Consider the following 18,865-nt stretch of genomic DNA (forward strand, 5'->3'; position numbering starts at 1 on the left):
AAAATGGTGAAAGCCAATTAGTGGTTTTCGAGGATTATTTTTTATTCCATAAATATATGATTTTTAGACTTTTATTTGGAAGATGTTATGAAAAATAGACCTGATTTTTAGCCCTGATGGGAGCGGCATCCTTGTTGGGGCTCTTTTTTGAGCCTCAGCAAGATATAGCGTACAGCAGGACGAGGCGTGAAGGATTGCGTGGACTTGTGCTCCAAAAAAAAATCCAAAAATCAGTTGACTTTTGGACTTAGATAATTGTTTAATTGATTTTAGATGTCATCAAAATCGATATCCGTAAAACTAGATACTTTTGGGGTATTTTCGCTTTCTACTGTTTCGTTTGAGAAATCTCTTTTGAAATCTTTTTGGTGTCTTTCCGAAATTACTTCTTCGCCTTTGTGGTTTAAAATGTAAGAAGTCATGTCGCTTAAAATTTCTTCGAAGGCTGCAAAATCCTCTTTGTACAAGTAAATCTTGTGTTTTTTGAAATGGAAAGAGCCATCTTCTTCAGTAAATTTTTTGCTTTCGGTAATGGTAATGTAGTAATCGTCAGCCTTTGTGGCTCTAACATCAAAGAAATACGTTCTTCTTCCAGCGCGAAGCACTTTAGAGTAAATTTCTTCTTTTTCTAGCATGTCATTTTCTCTCATAATTCTTTCGATCCTTTTATAAATAGCAATCAAAAATCATAAAAAATTATTGATAAAACAACATTTATTGTAATTCTTTTTCTGAAAGTTGTTTTAAATAGAGCGCTGCATAATAGCCTTTTTCATTTATTAATTGATTATGAGAGCCTTGCTGGATTATTTTTCCGTTTTCAAGAATGATGATTTTGTCAGCATTTTTTGCGGAAGAAACTCTGTGGCTTACAATTATGGTGGTTTTGTCTTTGCAAATTTCGAATAGATTGTTCAAAATTGCTTCTTCGGTTTCGGTGTCTACTGCTGAAAGACAGTCGTCAAAAAGTAAAATCTCTGGATTTTTGATGATGGCTCTGGCTATAGAAACGCGTTGTTTTTGTCCGCCAGACAAAGTGATGCCGCGTTCGCCCAAAATGGTGTCGTAGCCTTTGTTGAATCCTTCGATATTGTCATGAACAACAGCGCTTTTGGCTGCTTCAATAACTTCGTCGTCGGAGGCATTTTCTTTACCAAACTTGATGTTGTTTTTGATGCTATCCGAGAATAGAAAGGCGTCTTGAGGTACAATTCCGATGCTGTTTCTTATGTCGAATAAATTCAATTGACTGATTTCTTTTTCGTCAATTTTTACTTGGCCTTCGGTTACGTCGTGCATTCGAGAGATGAGCGACAAAAGGGTTGATTTTCCCGAGCCGGTTTTACCAAGTATAGCCAGTGTTTCTCCTTTCTTTACGGTAAAAGAAACGTTTTTGAGTGCTTCAATATTGGTATCTTCATAGGTGTAGCTTACGTTTTCGAAAGCGATTTGACCTTCTATTGTGCTAGAATTTGGATTGTTATTTTGAATGTCAGGAACGATTTTTAAGAACTCGTTCAATCGTTTTTGAGAAGCCTCAGCCTCTTGTACCATAGACGAAACCCAACCCAAAGAAGCAACTGGCCAGGTTAACATATTGACATACAGGATGAATTCTGCGATGGTACCAATGCTTTTTATGGTTCCGTTGATGTATAACATTCCACCAAAATAGATAACCACTAAGTTACTTATGCCAATCAAAGCTAGCATCAAAGGTCCAAAAAGGGATTGTACTCTCGCTAGATTCAAACTTTTACTTTTGCTTTCTTCTGCTAGCGAGATGAGGTTGTTTTGTTGTTGATCTTCTAGTGAATAGGCTTTGATCACTCGAATTCCTGAGAAAATTTCTTGAGTAAAACTCGAAACTTTAGATAAATATTGTTGAAAAACGGTACTGCGAATGTTGATTTCTGAACTTAGTTTGAAAATGGCATACGACAATAGAGGAAGGGGGAGCAAAGTGTAAAGCGTTAACCTAGGCGAAACATTGTACATATAAGCAATTACAATGGCAAATCGAATAAAGGTATTGATGGTATACATGACCGCCGGGCCAACGTACATTCGCACTTTTGAGACATCCTCACTGATACGATTCATCAGATCGCCTGTGCGGTTTTGTTTGTAGAAGTTTTGTGAAAGGTTTTCGTATTGGCGAAACACTTCGTTTTTTAAATCAAATTCAATATGGCGCGACATAACAATTAGTGTTTGTCGCATTAAAAAGGTTAAAAAACCTGCCAAAATTGTTGTAGCAATAATTAGTAAAACGTTGTGAAGGAGTTCTTCACGATATTGACCAATCACCATTGTAGATGATTTTTCTATAGTAGAAAGTTTATCGAATTTTTCGATAGCATCAAGAGAGCTGCTAATCAATTTTGGAGTAAATAAGGAAAATATTTGTGCGATAATTGTGATTAAAATACCAATCGAAAAACTGTATTTGTATTTTAAAAAGTATTTGTCTAAATAGCGTAATTCTTTCATTTTTTTTGAGATTCGGACTTGTTTCTTATTCTATTGTTACTTTTTTGTTAAAAAAAGTAAAGCGATTACTTCGTAGTGTCCGCTAAAAATTTATGATATTATCAAAATATTGTTTTTAAATTAGGTTATATTTTATTATTTTATATTTTTGAATCGGAATTTTATCAAATTTGTAAAATAATAAAATCAACACGCTTATGAATGCAACAATAGCAACTGCTAAGGAAATTCAAAAAATGGATCCTGTTTTTGGTCAAATATCATTCGACGACCATGAACAAATTGTATTTTGCAACGACAAAGATACTGGATTAAAAGCAATAATTGGTATTCATAATTCGGTAATGGGGCCAGCTTTGGGTGGTACAAGAATGTTTAATTATAGCAATGAGTGGGAAGCTTTGAATGATGTTTTGCGTTTGTCACGCGGAATGACTTTTAAATCAGCAATTACCGGTTTAAATATTGGTGGAGGAAAAGCAGTAATTATTGGTGATGCCAAAACGCAAAAAACGCCAGAATTGATGCGTAAGTTTGGTGAGTTCGTACATTCTTTAAGTGGAAGATATATCACAGCAGAAGATGTAGGGATGGAAACCGCCGACATGGATCTTGTGAGAGATGTCACGCCTTATGTAACTGGAATTTCAGAAGAAAGAGGTGGGGCAGGAAACCCTTCTCCTGTAACGGCTTTTGGAGTTTATATGGGGATGAAAGCAGCAGCTAAACAACAATTTGGTTCTGACGTATTAACTGGTAAAAAAGTTTTAGTGCAAGGAATTGGTCACGTTGGAGAAGCTTTGGTTGAATATCTAACCAAAGAAGGAGCTTTAGTAACCATTTCAGACATCAACGAAGAACGTCTATATGAAGTAGGAAAAAAATACAATGCAACTGTTTATTCAGGAAATGATGTGTATGCTGAAGAGGTTGATATCTATGCGCCATGTGCAATGGGAGCTACTATTAATGACGCAACTATTCATAAAATTAAAGCAAAAGTAATTGCAGGAGCTGCTAATAATCAGTTGGCTAATGAAGTAGTTCACGGTGCTATTTTGCAAGAGAGAGGTATTTTGTATGCGCCAGATTTCTTGATCAACGCAGGAGGAATCATTAATGTATATGCAGAATTAGCGCATTACGGTAAAGCAGAAATTATGGCTAAAACCGAAAATATTTACAATACTACTTTAGAGATTTTTGATTTTGCAATTGCTAACAAAATGACCACACACCAAGCAGCATTGACTATTGCGCAACAACGTATTGCGGAAAGAAAACTAGCGAACAGCAAATAATAGCTTTTATAAATTTTTAGTGTCTCAATTATGAAGAGGTTTTTTTTGAATCTTTTAGTAATTGGGACACTTTTTTATTTATAAAATAAAATTCTCTTCAAATTTTCATTTCAGCGATGAAATCCTTAATTTTGCGGACTAATTTTTAAAAGTTCTTACAAGGTGGTAAACAGAAGACACATACGCGTTAAAGTCATGCAATCTATTTATGCTATGCATCAAAACGGCTCTGATAATCTAGAAAAAGAAGAGAAATTTCTTTTTTATAGCATTGATAATATTCTAGATTTATACCTTACAATGGTGTCATCATTATTAGAAATTTGTAAAAAAGAACAAGTCTTTTTGCATTTATCAAGTCAAAAACACCTTGCGACTCCTCAAGAACGCAAACCCAACGAAAAATTTATCAAAAATGCTGTTTTTCAGATTTTGGCTGAAAACAATTCTTTGAGCATTGCTATGGAAAATCGCAAAATTAATACTTGGTCATTGAATGATGATTACATTATTATTTTGCTTAATGCGATAAAAGAAAGCAAATTGTATGCTAAATACATGAGCAATGCGGTCAATACTTTTGAAGAAGATAAAGAATTTATTGCGGCTGTTTTTGAAGAAATTATCGTGCCTAATGAAAAATTATACGAGTATCTAGAGGATGATAAATTGACTTGGATTGATGATATTCCGATGGTGAATACTCAAATTTTGAAGCAATTAAAAGCATTGAAGCCTTTAGAAGAAGATAATTTTAGAGTACCAAAATTATACAAGGATACCGAAGACAAAGATTTTGTTCGTGATTTGTTCCGAAAAACGACGCTTAATGAAAGAGAATTAGCTAAGGCTTATGATGACAAAACGCCTAATTGGGATAGTGATCGTATTGCAGAAATCGATACCATCATCTTGAAAATGGCCATTTGTGAGTTCTTAAAATTTCCATCGATTCCAGTAAAAGTTACTTTGAATGAATATTTAGAAATAGCAAAAGAGTATTCTACACCAAAAAGTAGTATTTTTATCAACGGTATTTTAGATAACCTAGTGAAAGAATTGACTGAAAGCAAGAAATTGGTAAAAGTTGGTCGAGGGTTGATGTAGTCTATTTCAAGCAACTTTTAACGTTAAATAAGCAAAAACAAAAAAATAACAAATTAAGATTTTTATTATGGGACAATTACAACAGTTTTTACCGTTTTTATTGATGTTTGTGGTGATTTATTTCTTCATGATTAGACCACAACAAAAGCGTGCTAAAAACGAAAAAGAATTTGAAAGCAGTTTAAAAGTAGGAGATAAAATCGTTACCAAAAGCGGATTGCATGGAAAAATTGCTGAATTAGCTGAAACTACAGTGATAATCGAAACCATGTCAGGAAAATTAAAAATGGAGCGTTCTGCAATATCTATGGAAATGAGCGCTGCATTGGCTAAGAAATAGTAGATTTGCTAATCGAATAAAAAAATCCCAAATTCTAATTAATTAGTAATTTGGGATTTTTTTTAGTTTGGAACAATTAGTTTATTTCTTTTTGTTCTTTTTGTTTTTCTTAGCTTTTTTTGCCTTTGCTTTTGCTTTTTTCTCTTTAGCTTTAGCTTTTACTTTTGCCTTTTTGGCTTTGTCTTTTTTGGTCTTTTTGGCTTTCTTGGCTTTTGCTTTAGCCTTCTCTTTTGCTTTAGCTTTTTTGGCTTTTTCCTTTTCCTTTTCGCTCATTTTTACTTTGTTTTTTTTCTTTTTTTTGTCTTTTGACTTTTCTCCTGCCTTTTCATCCGTACCTATTTCTAGTTCTTCTTTTTTTTCTTCTTCTACACTACTTGTTGCCGGAACTGAAGTACTGGTGTTGTCTTGAGTAGTAACTTTTGCTTTGCTTGCTCTAGGTTTTGGAGTTGCAACTGCTGTTTTTGTTACTTCAGGTTTGTCAGTGGTTGCTGTTGTGGTTGTAGTTCGCGCAGTTCTTCTTTTTTGGACAACAGTTTTTTCAACTTTAGGTATTTCTGTTGTTGCTGAAGGTGTTGTTTCAGAAACGGGATTATCTTCTTTTTTTTCTATCATAATGTGGTTTGTTTAATGGAGAGCTTTATGTTGAAAAAACACTAATTATAACTTAATGTTAATACAATATTTCTTAATCGTTAACAAATGTAATCATTTTAATACGGTTCCAATGTTAAGTTTTTAATTGGGTTTAGAATAAAAATGGGACTAACAATAATAAAAAAAACCTCCAAAAAGTTCATTGACTTATTGGAGGTAGTAATTTCGAAGACCATCTTGATCTTTGGGCCAGAAATATGTTGTTAATTATCTTTTACGTCTGGATTTTGGTGCGGGATTCTCAAAATCAGTACTTGAGGTAAGCTGGGCAATTTTTACAATAACATCAATTGCTTTTTGCATGCTTTCTACAGGAACATATTCGTATTTACCGTGGAAGTTGTGACCACCTGCAAAAATATTTGGGCAAGGCAATCCTTTATAGGATAATTGACAGCCATCGGTTCCGCCACGAATAGGTTTAATAATTGGTTTTACTCCAACTTGTTTCATGGCTTCTTCCGCAATGTCTACAATGTGTTTTACGGGTAACACTTTTTCCTTCATATTGTAGTATTGATCTTTGATCTCAGCTTTGGCTATGGGTTCGCCAAATTGTTTAGCAAATTTTTTATTGATTTTTTGCACCATCTTCTCGATCAACTCTTTTCTTTTTTCAAACTTTTTCTTGGAGTGATCTCTGATGATTAATTCTAAAACGGTTTCTTCGATACTACCTTTTAAATGGTGTACATGAAAAAAACCTTCATAACCTCTGGTTTCTTGTGGAGTTTCCCCTTTTGGTAAATCCGAAATAAAATCATTAGCGATAAGCATTGAATTGATCATTTTTCCCTTAGCATAACCCGGATGTACGCTTTTTCCTTTGAAGGTAATTTTAGCCCCTGCGGCATTGAAATTTTCATATTCTAATTCGCCAACTTGGCTTCCGTCCATCGTATAGGCCCAATCTGCGCCAAATTTTTCTACGTCAAAATGATGAGCGCCACGGCCAATTTCTTCATCTGGAGTAAAACCAATTTTGATGGTTCCGTGTTGGATTTCTGGATTTTGAATTAAAAATTCCATAGCGGTAACAATCTCGGTGATTCCAGCTTTGTCATCAGCTCCTAGAAGCGTAGTTCCATCAGTGGTGATTAAGGTTTGTCCTTTGTATTGCAACAAATCTTTGAAATATTTTGGAGAAAGAACGATGTTTTGTGCTTCGTTTAGTACGATGTCTTTTCCGTCGTAATTGCGTACAATTTGAGGTTTTACATTGGCACCAGTGAAATCTGGCGTAGTATCAAAATGAGCAATAAAGCCAATAGTTGGAACTTTTTTGTCAATATTACTTGGCAAAGTTGCCATAATATAAGCTTTGTCATCAATAGTCACATCTTGTAGTCCAATTTGTTGGAGTTCCTCCACTAGTTTATGGGCAAGATCCCACTGTTTGGCACTACTTGGGGTAGTTTCAGAATTTGGATCAGATTCGGTATCAACAGTTACATAACTTACAAAACGATCAATAATGTGTTGCATGGTGATTATTTTTGGGGGCAAAGATAAGTATTTTGAGTCTTTTTTTTGATTAAAAGCAAGGCTTCAATGTTACTTTTTTGTTCGTTTTTGAAATCATTTCTTTACTTTTGCACTACACAACTTACTACTATGTATAAATTACTGATTCGCCCGATACTTTTTTGTTTTGATCCAGAAAAAGTACATTATTTTACCTTCTCCTTAATTAGAATAGCTTCTAAAATCCCAGGATTTAAAGCAATTTTTAGAGCACTTTATGAAGTGAATGACACGCGTTTAGAGACCGAAGTTTTTGGTTTAAAGTTCAAAAATCCAGTAGGTTTAGCCGCAGGTTTTGATAAAGATGCTACGCTTTATAAAGAACTTTCGAATTTTGGTTTTGGATTTATCGAAATAGGTACCTTAACACCAAAAGGTCAAGAAGGAAATCCTAAAAAAAGGTTGTTTCGATTGAAAGCAGATCAAGCCATTATTAATCGAATGGGATTTAATAACGGAGGTGTTTTAGAAGCAGTAGAGCGTTTAAAGTCAAATACCAATGTGCTTATTGGAGGGAATATTGGTAAAAATAAAGTAACGCCCAACGAAGAAGCTACTTCGGATTATGAAATTTGTTTTGATGCTTTATACGATTATGTGGATTATTTTGTGGTCAATGTAAGTTCGCCTAATACTCCAAATTTAAGAGCGTTACAAGACAAAGAACCGTTGACGCAATTACTACAAACATTACAAAATAAAAACGTAGCTAAAGTAAATCCTAAGCCAATTTTACTAAAAATTGCACCTGACTTAACAGATGAGCAGTTACTAGATATCATTGATATTATGGCCGTAACTAAAATCGCGGGTTTAATTGCCACCAATACTACGCTTTCTCGCGAAGGCCTTTTGTCTGAAGCGAAAGCGGAAACAGGTGGATTGTCAGGTAAACCCTTAACGAATCGCTCAACAGAGGTGATTCGTTTTTTGGCCGAAAAAAGCAATCGTGCTTTTCCAATCATTGGGGTAGGGGGAATTCATTCAGCCGAAGATGCAATGGAGAAATTAGCTGCTGGGGCTAGTTTGATTCAATTGTACACAGGTTTTATTTATGAAGGCCCAGCTTTGGTAAAAGCAATCAATAAAGCTATTTTGGAGCAAAGGAAATAGTGTTTCTTTTTCGAAAAATTCAGATAAAATCAATACAAATGTTTTGTTTTTGGTTTGTTCTAAAATTTTAGCTAAACACCAATTGCTAATCACTTTCTTACTTTTCGGCTTTGTACTTTAATTCCTTTTTTTATCTTTGAAGTATATGGAGCCAATTAAAATTATCGAATGCCCACGTGATGCGATGCAAGGAATAAAAACATTTATTCCTACTGCTAGAAAAGTGTCTTATATTCAGGCATTATTACGGGTGGGTTTTGATAGTATTGATTTTGGAAGTTTTGTTTCTCCAAAGGCAATTCCTCAAATGCAAGATACGGCTGCGGTTTTAGAACAACTGGATTTATCCAAAACGGACAGTAAATTGTTAGCCATTATCGCCAATGTTCAAGGAGCTAAAGATGCCGCTTCCCATCAACCCATTCAATATTTGGGTTTTCCTTTCTCGATTTCTGAGAATTTTCAAATGCGAAACACACACAAAACCATTGCTGAGTCTTTGGTTACCTTACAAGAAATTCTCGAAATTGCAGAACAACACAATAAGGAAGTGATTGCCTATCTTTCTATGGGATTTGGAAATCCTTATGGTGATCCTTGGAATGAAGAAATTGTGGGCGAATGGACGGAACGTCTGGCGCAAATGGGGGTGAAGATTCTTTCCTTGTCTGATACGGTTGGTAGTTCAACGCCTGAAGTTATTACGCATTTGTTTTCCAATTTGATTCCGAAGTACCCATCAATAGAGTTTGGAGCACATTTGCATACTACTCCTGATAAATGGTTTGAAAAGATAGATGCCGCTTATCATGCTGGTTGTAGACGATTTGATGGAGCGATTCAGGGTTTTGGTGGTTGTCCTATGGCTACTGATCGTTTGACAGGAAATATGCCAACCGAAAAATTGCTTTCTTATTTTACCTCAAAAAAAGAAAACACCAATTTGAGCGCTATGAGTTTTGAAAGTGCTTATAACGAAGCCTCGAAATTGTTTGGGGAGTTTCACTAGTAAAATGTACTAAACTAATGATCTATTCGTTTGGAATAGAAGTAAATAAAAATGAAATAATGAAAGTAACCCAAACCCTACTCGGATTTTTTGCATTGCTATTTTCTTTATCGTGTAGTAGCGATCTCGATTTTAATCAAGTAAATGACCTAGAGTTGCAACCTGTGGTTGTCGCTAATTTATCAAGTTTTGATGTGGCTGCGAATAAGCTTGTAAATAACGGGACAGAACAAGCTATTTCTATTGATACGCCTGATGTGGGTGTGTTTAATGGTAGTTTTTTAAAAGATAATTTGGTCAAAGCTGATTTGTGTTTCGAAGTAAATAATACCATAAACAGAGCTTTTGTCTTACGGCTTGTTTTTCTAGATAAAGCAAACGCTCCACTATTTTCAATACCAATAGACATTCCAGCTTATGCAGGAGCTACTAATGTTACAATAAAAAACGAAACTTTTGTAGGCGCTAACCTAGATGCCTTGAAACAAACCAAAAAAATTGCTTTTGTTGTTGCCTTACTTCCTGGGCCACCACTAACTAGTACGAGTACAGGGAATTTGAAATTACGTTCTAGTGTAACCGCCTATTTCGATATTCAATGAGAAAAATAACAACGATTGTACTGCTTTTTTTTGTAACTGTTTTTTTGGCTCAAAACAAAGCCGTTTTGTATAATTTTAAGGCAATCCCGCAATCCCTATCTTTAAATCCAGGGGCTGATGTATCGTATAGATGGTATGCTGGCATTCCTTTGTTGTCTGGGATTTCAGCTAATGTGGGCTCGACTGGTTTTTCGGCCTATGATTTGTTTGCAAATAATGGCGTAAATTTTAATACCAAATTGCGTAATGTCATTTTTTCAACTTCAAGAAATGACAAAGTAAGTTTGAATCAGCAATTGGAGGTTTTTCAGGGAGGATTTAAAGTAGGTGATTGGAATAATACCGCGTATATTTCTTTTGGAATGTATGAAGAAGTAGATGTGTTGAGTTATGTTCCAAAGGATCTAGCAATTTTAGCCTTAGATGGTAATCAGAATTACTTAGGAAAATATTTTAATCTAAGCGATTTGAGTGCACGAGCCGAAATGTTGAGTGTTTTTCATGTGGGATACAATAAAAAAATCAATAAAAAAATAATTGTAGGTGTTCGGGGGAAGATTTATTCAAGTATTTTCGATGCTCGTTCTACCAAGAACTCAGGCTATTTGTTCACGGTTCCTTTTTCGGGAAATACAGTGTATGAACAGATTATCTCTGCGAATATGCTCTTAAATACCTCTGGAATTGCAAAATATGATGACAAAGGAGACGATTCAGATATCGTTAAGGACATACAAAAAAGAGCATTTTTAGGAGGGAACCTAGGTCTGGGTTTTGATGCTGGAATAACATATTATCCCAAAAAAGACATTCAAATTACAGCTAGTATATTGGATATAGGCTTTATTCGTCATACAAAAGAAGTGGAAAGCTACACGGCTAAAGGGATCTATAAATATCAAGGAATACTTCCTGATTTTTTTTCTGGGACAGGTGGCAATAATGTTACAGAAGAGTTTGAAAAGGCCTTTCCGAGAGATACGCTTTATGGAAGTTATACTTCTTGGAGGCCGGTTAAATTTAATGCTTCGGCACAATATTCTTTCGGGCAGACTGAAGAAGAAAGCTGCAATTGTAAACCAGACGATGGAACTGAAAATTACAATAACTCCGTTGGATTACAATATTTTGCTATGTCTACACCAAGAGCGCCAATGATGGCTTTGACCGCTTTTTATAGAAAGAAACTTTTTACGGGTTTAGAGGCAAAAGCTACGTATACAGTAGATTCTTTTTCGAGTAGGAATGTTGGTTTAGGATTGTCAACTCAAATGGGTCCCGTCAATTTTTATTTGATGGCAGATAATTTACTAGAACTTCAAGATGTGGCCAAGGCTCAGGGTGCCTCTTTTCAATTAGGATTTAATCTTATTTTTGACGAGGAAAAAGAAGGGGAATAATAATTGAATAAATAAATTCCAAATTCTAAATGAATCCCAAATTCTAAATCCTAAATAGTTAATCCCAAATTCCAAAATCATAACTGGAATTTGGGATTTTTTTCTTGAAATTTAGATTTTTAAGCTCTTCCTTCTTTTGAAGAATTTATAAATTTCAATCCAAAAGACTGCAATTACTGCTACTAGCGTGCACCATCCGATTTGAATAAATGTAATTTTTTCGAATAGGAAAAATTTAGATAATGCTGGAATAAAAAGTAAAAGTGCAGTAATGAAAAGTGTGATGCCAATGATCAATAGGACTAGATTATTCTTGTATTTCCAAGTAGTTAGTACCGAATAATAAAAAGAGCGATTGGCTAGTGTTAAGAACACGTTCGAAAAAATCAAAGTCAAAAATACCATAGTTCGGGTACTGCTTTCGCTATACTGATTGATTACAGCAAATTGGTAAACGACCAATAATCCTGCAGTAATCCATAGTCCTTGAATTAGACTAATGGTAATTTCTTTCCAACTAAAAAAAGTAGTGCTTAGCGGTCTTGGTTTTTGTGTCATGAGATTGTCTTCCATGGGTTCATTTTCATAAATGATAGAGCAGGTAGGACCCATGATCATTTCTAAGAAGATAATGTGAACAGGCGAGAATATGTTTGGGTACAGCCATCCTAAAGCTAAGGGGATAATCACAATTAAGATAATAGGAATATGGATAGAGATAATGTAGCGAATGGCTTTTTTAAGATTCATATAGATTTTTCTTCCCATCGCAATGGCGTCTGTCATTTTAGAAAAATCATCGTCAACCAAAATCAAGTTTGCGGCTTGTTTGGCAATTTCTGTTCCTTTTTTGCCCATAGCAATTCCGATGTGCGCTGATTTTAACGCAGGGCCATCGTTTACACCATCTCCTGTCATAGCTACAATTTGATTATTGTCTTTTAGCGCTTGAATGATTTTGAGCTTTGCCTCTGGAAACATTCTCGTAAAAATAGTAGTTTCCATTACTTTTTCTTTCAATGTAGCGGGACTCATGGTCATTAATTCGTCTCCATTGAGTATTTTTTCAGGGTTTTTAAAGCCAATTTGTTTCGCAATGGTGGCTGTGGTTTCGGCATTATCTCCGGTAATTATTTTTACGGCAATTCCAGCTTTGTAAAAAGTTTCTAGAACTGCTTTGATGTTCTTTTTTGGAGGATCATAAAAGGCAACTAGCCCCTTGAAATTTAGCTCGAATTCTTGTTGTATTTTAGGGAAATTGGTTCCCTTAAAATCAGTTGTTCCAACGCCCAACACTCGAAAGCCCTTTTTTGTCATTGAGAGAAAAGCTGTGTTGATTTTTTCTTTTTCAGATTCCGATAGTTTTGAATAGGCAATTATAGCTTCTGGGGCTCCCTTGGCTGCAATAATTCGCACTCCTTCTTTGTTTTCGAATAAATGTGTCATCATGGGTGGTTTTCCACTCAAAGGATATTCGTGAATCATTTTATATAGAGGACGTTCGTCTGTTGCAATGGAGTTGGTGTAGGCTTCATGCAATGCTATTTCCATAGCGTCAAACGGAATGGGTTCGCTCGCCCACATTGCGGCCTTAATAAGTTCTTGTTCTTTGGGGTTTAAATTGGGATGGATTTCGGTTACAGTTGTGGTGTCAAGCGTAAACCATTCTGCAAGACTCATTTTGTTTTCGGTGATCGTGCCTGTCTTGTCAGTACATATTACGGTAGCACTTCCTAAAGTTTCTACTGTTTTGGTCTGTTTTACAATAATTCCCATTCGAAGTAATCGCCAAGCGCCAAGCGCCATAAAAGTGGTGAAAGCTACAGGGATTTCTTCGGGGATAATACTCATAGCGAGGGTTAATGCTTTAAGTAAGCTGTCTAAAATTAGTTTAGAATTCCAATAATTAATTCCCCATACAATGATAAAAGCCACCAAACCAATCAAAGAAATATAAGTGACAAAATTGCTGATTTGAATTTGTAAAGGTGTTTTTTCTTCGGTGATGTTATCTAGACTTTTCCCAATTTTACCCAATTGCGTTTGACTTCCAATGGAGGTAACTTGGCAAATAGCTAATCCGCTTGCTACTATGGTGCCTTGGTAGACCTGTTTGTCTTCGGAAAGTTCACTTTTAAAAATGGATAAAGACTCCCCTGTTAATATGGATTCATTAACCGAAAAGTCATTGGATTGTATGATGATTCCATCGGCGGGAACAAAAGTTCCTTCTTCAATCTGAACATAATCATTTAGTACAATTTCTTCACTCGGAATTTCAACAACAACACCATTTCGAATGACTTTGCTTTTGGGTTGTGTTAGTTTAGATAATGCTTCAATGGCATTTCTGCTTTTGGATTCTTGAAACAAAGAAATCGATACGACTAAAATAATAGCCAGAAGCATAAAAATTCCATTATTGTATTCAGTAGTAATAAAATAAATGCTAGTAGCTGTAATCAATAATAAAAACATGGGTTCCTTTACTAACTCAAAAAGTGATTGTAAAAAGTTGTTTTTTTCTTGATGATCGGTTGTATTGGTACCGTTTTTTGTTCTAGAAGCAATTACATCTTCTGAGGAAAGCCCTTGAATTGCGATAGTATTGGATTCAGTCATAATGATCGAAGTTTTTTGGATTTTGACTTTTGAAAAAAATAGTAGCAAAAGTTCCAATTCCTGCAATTTAATCAATTAATGTGTAGTTTAGGTGTTTTTTTGCTTAAGATTATCTATATTTGCACGCAATTCAACTAGAAATTGCACCATGAAAGCACACAATTCCAAGATTATCGGCGAAGGTTTAACTTACGATGATGTATTATTAGTTCCTAATTACTCTAGCGTTTTGCCACGCGAAGTGAGTATCCAATCACAATTTTCAAGAAACATAACTTTAAACGTGCCTATTGTATCTGCTGCTATGGATACTGTAACGGAAAGCGCTATGGCTATTGCTATGGCTCAAGAAGGAGGTATTGGTGTGTTGCATAAGAATATGACCATCGAGCAACAAGCAGCCAAAGTGCGAAAAGTAAAAAGAGCAGAGTCAGGAATGATTATCGATCCGGTTACTTTGCCTTTGACCTCTACCGTTGCTGATGCTAAGATGGCGATGAAAGAATACGGTATTGGCGGTATTCCAATTGTGGATGAACATAAAATTTTAAAAGGAATTGTTACTAATAGAGATTTGCGTTTTGAAAAAAATACTTCAAGACCTATTGTGGAAGTAATGACCAAAGAAAATCTAATTACTGTTGCAGAAGGCACTTCTTTAGAACAAGCTGAAGTAGTATTGCAAGGTCATAAAATCGAAAAATTACCTGTAGTTAATGATAAATATGAATTAGTAGGTTTGATTACTTTTAGAGATATTACTAAGTTGACTCAAAAACCAATTGCTAATAAAGATATTTATGGTCGTTTGCGTGTAGCTGCTGCTATTGGAGTTACTGGAGATGCGGTACAAAGAGCCGAGGCTTTAGTTCATGCAGGAGTAGATGCTATTATTATTGATACAGCTCACGGTCATACCCAAGGAGTGGTTAATGTATTAAAAGAAGTGAAATCTAAATTCCCTCAAATTGATGTTATTGTTGGAAATATAGCTACTCCTGAAGCTGCTCAGTATTTAGTTGAGAATGGTGCTGATGGTGTTAAAGTTGGTATTGGTCCGGGGTCAATTTGTACGACTCGTATCGTTGCTGGAGTTGGTTTTCCACAGTTTTCTGCCGTGCTTGAAGTAGCAGCTGCGATTAAAGGTTCTGGTGTACCAGTTATTGCTGATGGTGGAATTCGTTACACAGGAGATATTCCTAAGGCAATTGCAGCTGGGGCTGACTGTGTGATGTTAGGATCATTATTGGCTGGAACCAAAGAGTCACCAGGTGAAACCATTATTTTTGAAGGAAGAAAATTCAAATCCTACAGAGGAATGGGTTCCGTTGAAGCCATGCAAGAAGGATCGAAAGATCGTTATTTCCAAGACGTGGAGGACGATGTGAAGAAATTAGTTCCTGAAGGAATCGTTGGACGAGTACCTTACAAAGGAGAGTTGAACGAAAGTATGCAACAATTCATTGGTGGACTTCGTGCGGGTATGGGATATTGTGGTGCAAAAGATGTTCCAACTCTAAAAGAAACGGGTCGTTTCGTTAGAATCACAGCTAGTGGAATTAACGAAAGCCATCCTCATAATGTAACCATCACTAAAGAAGCTCCTAATTATTCTAGATAGTTTTCTAGCTTCCAATAGTAAATGATGATGAGGTAAAAAATATATAGCTTCATAATTTAGTTTAAAGTGCATTGAAATGAGTTTCAATGCACTTTTTTTGCATTTTATTTTGATAACATGTCTTGTGTTTCTAATGAAATAAATTAAGAGTAGAGTTGTTGGTATTTATGTAGTTAATGTTTTTTTATAGTTTTGATTTAAATTTATTTGAATGAAAATTACTATTAATTTTATTTATTTTATTGTATAAGAATTGATTATAAAATTATTTTTTTGAGGTGTGTTAGATCATTTATATTTATTTTATTACAGCAGTTATTCTTGTTAAAATATAATATCAAAAAATAATTTTATTCTATTTTTTTTGTATTTAATCGATGTTATTTGTATTTGGTCGATAAAACAGGTTTTTTTTAATGAAAATTCTCAATAAATGTATATTATATATAATTATGATTAATTTCGCGCTGTCAAAAAATAAATTATAAATAATTAACAGGTTTAAACATGTTAAATTTTTTAAATTATTTTTTTTGACTAACTAATTAATAATTAATATAATATGTTTTAAATTATGTCCAAAACTACTTTTTGGTATAAGGAAACGAAACTTTTTTATTTTCCTTTTTTAATGCTGTTTTTGTTTAGTTTCATAACTAATGCACAAACTAAAATTTCTGGAATTGTTAATTCCTATACTGCAGTGACTGGGGTAAATCTACCTGTTTGTAATGTTTGTGATTTAAATTGTACCCATACAATTACAGTTGCAGATGCATCAAAATTGGCTGTTGGTGACAAAGCCCTCATTATTCAAATGAAAGGGGCAACAATTAATACTAATAATTCAGCGGCTGGCGGAAGTATAACAGCTATTAATGATGCTGGTAATTATGAGTTTTTTGAAATTGCAAGTATTGTGGGCAATGTGTTAACACCTCGTTATCCCTTGATTAAACGATATAATGTAGCTGGACTAGTGCAAGTAGTAACGATTCCAAAATATACTGGAACAGTAACTATTGATGGCACGCTAACCGCAAAAGATTGGACCGATGCAACTAAAACGGGAGGAGTATTGGCTATCAGTGCCGATAAATTAGTTTTTAATGCAAATATTGATGTTGCAGGAAAAGGATATGAAGGAATTAAAATGGAAACTGATGCTTTATCTAATTTCGATAATTGTAATACTAATCCAAATACACAATTTGTATTGCCCTCTTCAAATGGAGGATCTTTTACTAAAGGAGACGGAATCGTTATTGATGATGCTCTCACAGAAAGAGGTCGTGCCCCTAGAGCCAATGGTGGCGGAGCTGGAGTTGCTGGTGATTCTGGTGGTGGTGGTGGCTCTAATTATGGAGCTGGTGGAGCTGGTGGTAATCGTTGGTGTGAATTTGCATCAGCAGCTGGAGGTGTTGGAGGTGTTGCTTTAGCTTCCTTTCTTCCTAATGATAAAGTGTTTCTTGGGGGCGCAGGGGGTACAGGATTTGTAACAACAGGTAATCCTTCTTCGGCAGCAGATGGTGGTGGTATTGTAATTGTTTTTGCCAATGAAATAATTGGGAATGGATATAAAATTATTGCTGATGGTTTATCACCAACTCCTGTAACCGTTCAAGGGAATCCAGATGGCGGTGGCGGTGGCGGTGCAGGTGGGACTGTGGTATTAAAAACGCCAAAGTTCACTACATCACTTGTTGTTAGTGCTAAAGGTGGTGATGGTCAGGATATTGGAACAATTGTGAAGCACGGCCCAGGTGGTGGTGGTGGTGGTGGTGCTTTGTTGTATTCATTGGCTTCATTACCCTCAAATGTTACTTTACAAGCATCTGGTGGTACAGGAGGGCAGCATGATGATGCTTCAAGAAATGGTTCTCAAGATGGAGCTATAGGAGGAACTATTTCTTTGTATATCCCCGTAGAAAATCCTAATTATGTAGGGAATAATGATACCGATAATGTTCCAGAAAATTGTGATTTGGATGATGATAATGATGGTATTTTAGATACAGTTGAACATGCAGGTTTACCTGATCCATTTGCCTTTACAGGTAGTTCGAAAACACCAAATTATTTTAATCCACTTGTGTCAGGTTTTGTGGATACAAACGCTGATGGAATTGATGATAGATATGATACAGATTTAGACGGAATAATAAATCAATTAGATTTAGATTCTGATAATGATGGTTGTTCTGATGCTAATGAATATTATAATTCTAAAACTACTGATGGAGGTGATGGTGGCGTTTTTGGAGTGGGTACTCCAACAGTAGATGCCACTGGAAAAGTTAATGGTCCGGTTGCAGCACCTTATTCTGGATCTTACACTAATGTAATAATTCCGTTCAAACTTACCAATCCGTCCACTCAAACTACTACAGTTGGTGGTAATGTTACGTTCTCTGTAACGGTCTCTGGAGGGACCGGATCTACTACCTATCAATGGCAAGAGAGTACAAATGGAGGGACTAATTGGTCAAACATTGTTAATGGAGGTATATATGCTGATGCAAATACGGCCAGTTTAAAATTGACTGGTGTGACTTTGGCAATGAAAAACAATAAATATAGAGTACTTGTAGGTGATACAAATTATGTTTGTGAATTAGTTACAGCATCAGGAGTTTTATCATACTCTAATTCTGCACCTGTGGCTGTTGATGATGTATATACGGTTTTAAAAGAAGGCACAGTAACATTGTTGCCATTAGATTTAGATACTGATGTCGATGGAGATATCTTATCGATAACTTCAATCAACGGAACATTGTTAACCTCAGGAATTGCTCAAGAAATTTCTGTAACAAATGGAAAAGTGAATGTAACAGTAGCGGGAGTTATTACCTTTACTCCAAGTTCGAATTACATTGGATCGGTAAGTTTTTCTTATGTTATTAATGATGGAAAAGGAGGATCTGCTACAGCCAAAGAAAACATTACTGTAAAAGCAGTTAACGTCGCTCCAATTGCAGAAAACAATGCTTACAGCGGATTAGAAGATGCAGTTTCTATTATAGGAAATGTCATCACTGATATTGATGCAACAGCAGGATTGGATGCAGATATTGAT

14 protein-coding genes are annotated in these 18,865 nt (G+C 35.2%); 9 read left to right on the forward strand and 5 right to left on the reverse strand.

Annotated elements, in window-relative coordinates; genetic code table 11:
• Window positions 1-269: 269 nt before the first annotated feature.
• Both FLB_RS00745 and FLB_RS00750 read right to left on the reverse strand, forming a co-directional pair.
• Window positions 270-650, reverse strand: coding sequence for a PUR family DNA/RNA-binding protein (locus tag FLB_RS00745; protein ID WP_064714058.1), 381 nt, complete (start codon window positions 648-650; stop codon window positions 270-272).
• A 64-nt stretch (window positions 651-714) separates the two neighbouring features.
• Complete coding sequence (locus FLB_RS00750; protein WP_064714059.1) at window positions 715-2,493, reverse strand: ABC transporter ATP-binding protein; 1,779 nt, start codon at window positions 2,491-2,493, stop codon at window positions 715-717.
• Between the two features lie 197 nt (window positions 2,494-2,690).
• Between FLB_RS00750 and FLB_RS00755 the strand changes: the two genes are divergently transcribed.
• The 3 genes from FLB_RS00755 to yajC all read left to right on the forward strand — a co-directional run bounded on the left by FLB_RS00755 (window position 2,691) and on the right by yajC (window position 5,241).
• Entirely contained in the window at window positions 2,691-3,794 is a 1,104-nt protein-coding gene (locus tag FLB_RS00755) for a Glu/Leu/Phe/Val family dehydrogenase (protein WP_064714060.1), read from the forward strand.
• Between the two features lie 195 nt (window positions 3,795-3,989).
• On the forward strand, window positions 3,990-4,901 hold the full coding sequence (nusB, locus tag FLB_RS00760; protein WP_064714072.1) for a transcription antitermination factor NusB: 912 nt from the start codon (window positions 3,990-3,992) through the stop codon (window positions 4,899-4,901).
• 67 nt (window positions 4,902-4,968) lie between these two features.
• A complete protein-coding gene (gene yajC, locus FLB_RS00765; RefSeq protein ID WP_064714061.1) occupies window positions 4,969-5,241 on the forward strand; it encodes a preprotein translocase subunit YajC in 273 nt (90 codons plus the stop codon).
• Window positions 5,242-5,322: 81 nt separating this feature from the next.
• On the opposite strand, the gene FLB_RS00770 is transcribed toward yajC, so the two are convergent.
• Window positions 5,323-5,853: a hypothetical protein gene (locus tag FLB_RS00770; protein WP_064714062.1), complete on the reverse strand. Its 531-nt coding sequence runs from the start codon at window positions 5,851-5,853 to the stop codon at window positions 5,323-5,325.
• 249 nt (window positions 5,854-6,102) lie between these two features.
• Window positions 6,103-7,380, reverse strand: coding sequence for a peptidase T (gene pepT / locus FLB_RS00775; protein ID WP_064714063.1), 1,278 nt, complete (start codon window positions 7,378-7,380; stop codon window positions 6,103-6,105).
• A 129-nt stretch (window positions 7,381-7,509) separates the two neighbouring features.
• Here pepT and FLB_RS00780 point away from each other — a divergent pair, with 129 nt between their 5' ends.
• From FLB_RS00780 to FLB_RS00795, 4 genes are all read left to right on the forward strand, one after another.
• Window positions 7,510-8,532 (forward strand): quinone-dependent dihydroorotate dehydrogenase, encoded by a 1,023-nt coding sequence (locus FLB_RS00780; protein ID WP_064714064.1) that lies wholly within the window; start codon window positions 7,510-7,512, stop codon window positions 8,530-8,532.
• A 145-nt stretch (window positions 8,533-8,677) separates the two neighbouring features.
• Window positions 8,678-9,541: a hydroxymethylglutaryl-CoA lyase gene (locus FLB_RS00785; protein ID WP_064714065.1), complete on the forward strand. Its 864-nt coding sequence runs from the start codon at window positions 8,678-8,680 to the stop codon at window positions 9,539-9,541.
• Window positions 9,542-9,600: 59 nt separating this feature from the next.
• Window positions 9,601-10,143, forward strand: coding sequence for a hypothetical protein (locus FLB_RS00790; RefSeq protein WP_064714073.1), 543 nt, complete (start codon window positions 9,601-9,603; stop codon window positions 10,141-10,143).
• Complete coding sequence (locus tag FLB_RS00795) at window positions 10,140-11,543, forward strand: DUF5723 family protein (protein WP_064714066.1); 1,404 nt, start codon at window positions 10,140-10,142, stop codon at window positions 11,541-11,543. Before FLB_RS00790 ends, FLB_RS00795 begins: the two co-directional genes overlap by 4 nt.
• A 111-nt stretch (window positions 11,544-11,654) precedes the next feature.
• Here FLB_RS00795 and FLB_RS00800 read toward each other — a convergent pair whose 3' ends face one another.
• On the reverse strand, window positions 11,655-14,165 hold the full coding sequence (locus FLB_RS00800; RefSeq protein ID WP_064714067.1) for a cation-translocating P-type ATPase: 2,511 nt from the start codon (window positions 14,163-14,165) through the stop codon (window positions 11,655-11,657).
• Window positions 14,166-14,313: 148 nt separating this feature from the next.
• Here FLB_RS00800 and guaB point away from each other — a divergent pair, with 148 nt between their 5' ends.
• Both guaB and FLB_RS14530 read left to right on the forward strand, forming a co-directional pair.
• Entirely contained in the window at window positions 14,314-15,786 is a 1,473-nt protein-coding gene (guaB, locus tag FLB_RS00805; protein WP_064714068.1) for an IMP dehydrogenase, read from the forward strand.
• A 574-nt stretch (window positions 15,787-16,360) separates the two neighbouring features.
• Window positions 16,361-18,865, forward strand: a 2,505-nt coding sequence (locus FLB_RS14530; RefSeq protein ID WP_197488919.1) for an Ig-like domain-containing protein, incomplete at its 3' end; no start/stop codon positions are given.

It is taken from the genome of Flavobacterium succinicans (assembly GCF_001662485.1).
Lineage (GTDB): Bacteria > Bacteroidota > Bacteroidia > Flavobacteriales > Flavobacteriaceae > Flavobacterium > Flavobacterium succinicans_A.

What these genes read in the sequence shown, in the direction of transcription:
- FLB_RS00745 (WP_064714058.1), bottom strand. Translation starts at nt 650, where the DNA reads ATGAGAGAAAATGACATGCTAGAAAAAGAAGAAATTTACTCTAAAGTG.
- FLB_RS00750 (WP_064714059.1), bottom strand. Translation starts at nt 2,493, where the DNA reads ATGAAAGAATTACGCTATTTAGACAAATACTTTTTAAAATACAAATAC.
- FLB_RS00755 (WP_064714060.1), top strand. Translation starts at nt 2,691, where the DNA reads ATGAATGCAACAATAGCAACTGCTAAGGAAATTCAAAAAATGGATCCT.
- nusB (WP_064714072.1), top strand. Translation starts at nt 3,990, where the DNA reads ATGCAATCTATTTATGCTATGCATCAAAACGGCTCTGATAATCTAGAA.
- yajC (WP_064714061.1), top strand. Translation starts at nt 4,969, where the DNA reads ATGGGACAATTACAACAGTTTTTACCGTTTTTATTGATGTTTGTGGTG.
- FLB_RS00770 (WP_064714062.1), bottom strand. Translation starts at nt 5,853, where the DNA reads ATGATAGAAAAAAAAGAAGATAATCCCGTTTCTGAAACAACACCTTCA.
- pepT (WP_064714063.1), bottom strand. Translation starts at nt 7,380, where the DNA reads ATGCAACACATTATTGATCGTTTTGTAAGTTATGTAACTGTTGATACC.
- FLB_RS00780 (WP_064714064.1), top strand. Translation starts at nt 7,510, where the DNA reads ATGTATAAATTACTGATTCGCCCGATACTTTTTTGTTTTGATCCAGAA.
- FLB_RS00785 (WP_064714065.1), top strand. Translation starts at nt 8,678, where the DNA reads ATGGAGCCAATTAAAATTATCGAATGCCCACGTGATGCGATGCAAGGA.
- FLB_RS00790 (WP_064714073.1), top strand. Translation starts at nt 9,601, where the DNA reads ATGAAAGTAACCCAAACCCTACTCGGATTTTTTGCATTGCTATTTTCT.
- FLB_RS00795 (WP_064714066.1), top strand. Translation starts at nt 10,140, where the DNA reads ATGAGAAAAATAACAACGATTGTACTGCTTTTTTTTGTAACTGTTTTT.
- FLB_RS00800 (WP_064714067.1), bottom strand. Translation starts at nt 14,165, where the DNA reads ATGACTGAATCCAATACTATCGCAATTCAAGGGCTTTCCTCAGAAGAT.
- guaB (WP_064714068.1), top strand. Translation starts at nt 14,314, where the DNA reads ATGAAAGCACACAATTCCAAGATTATCGGCGAAGGTTTAACTTACGAT.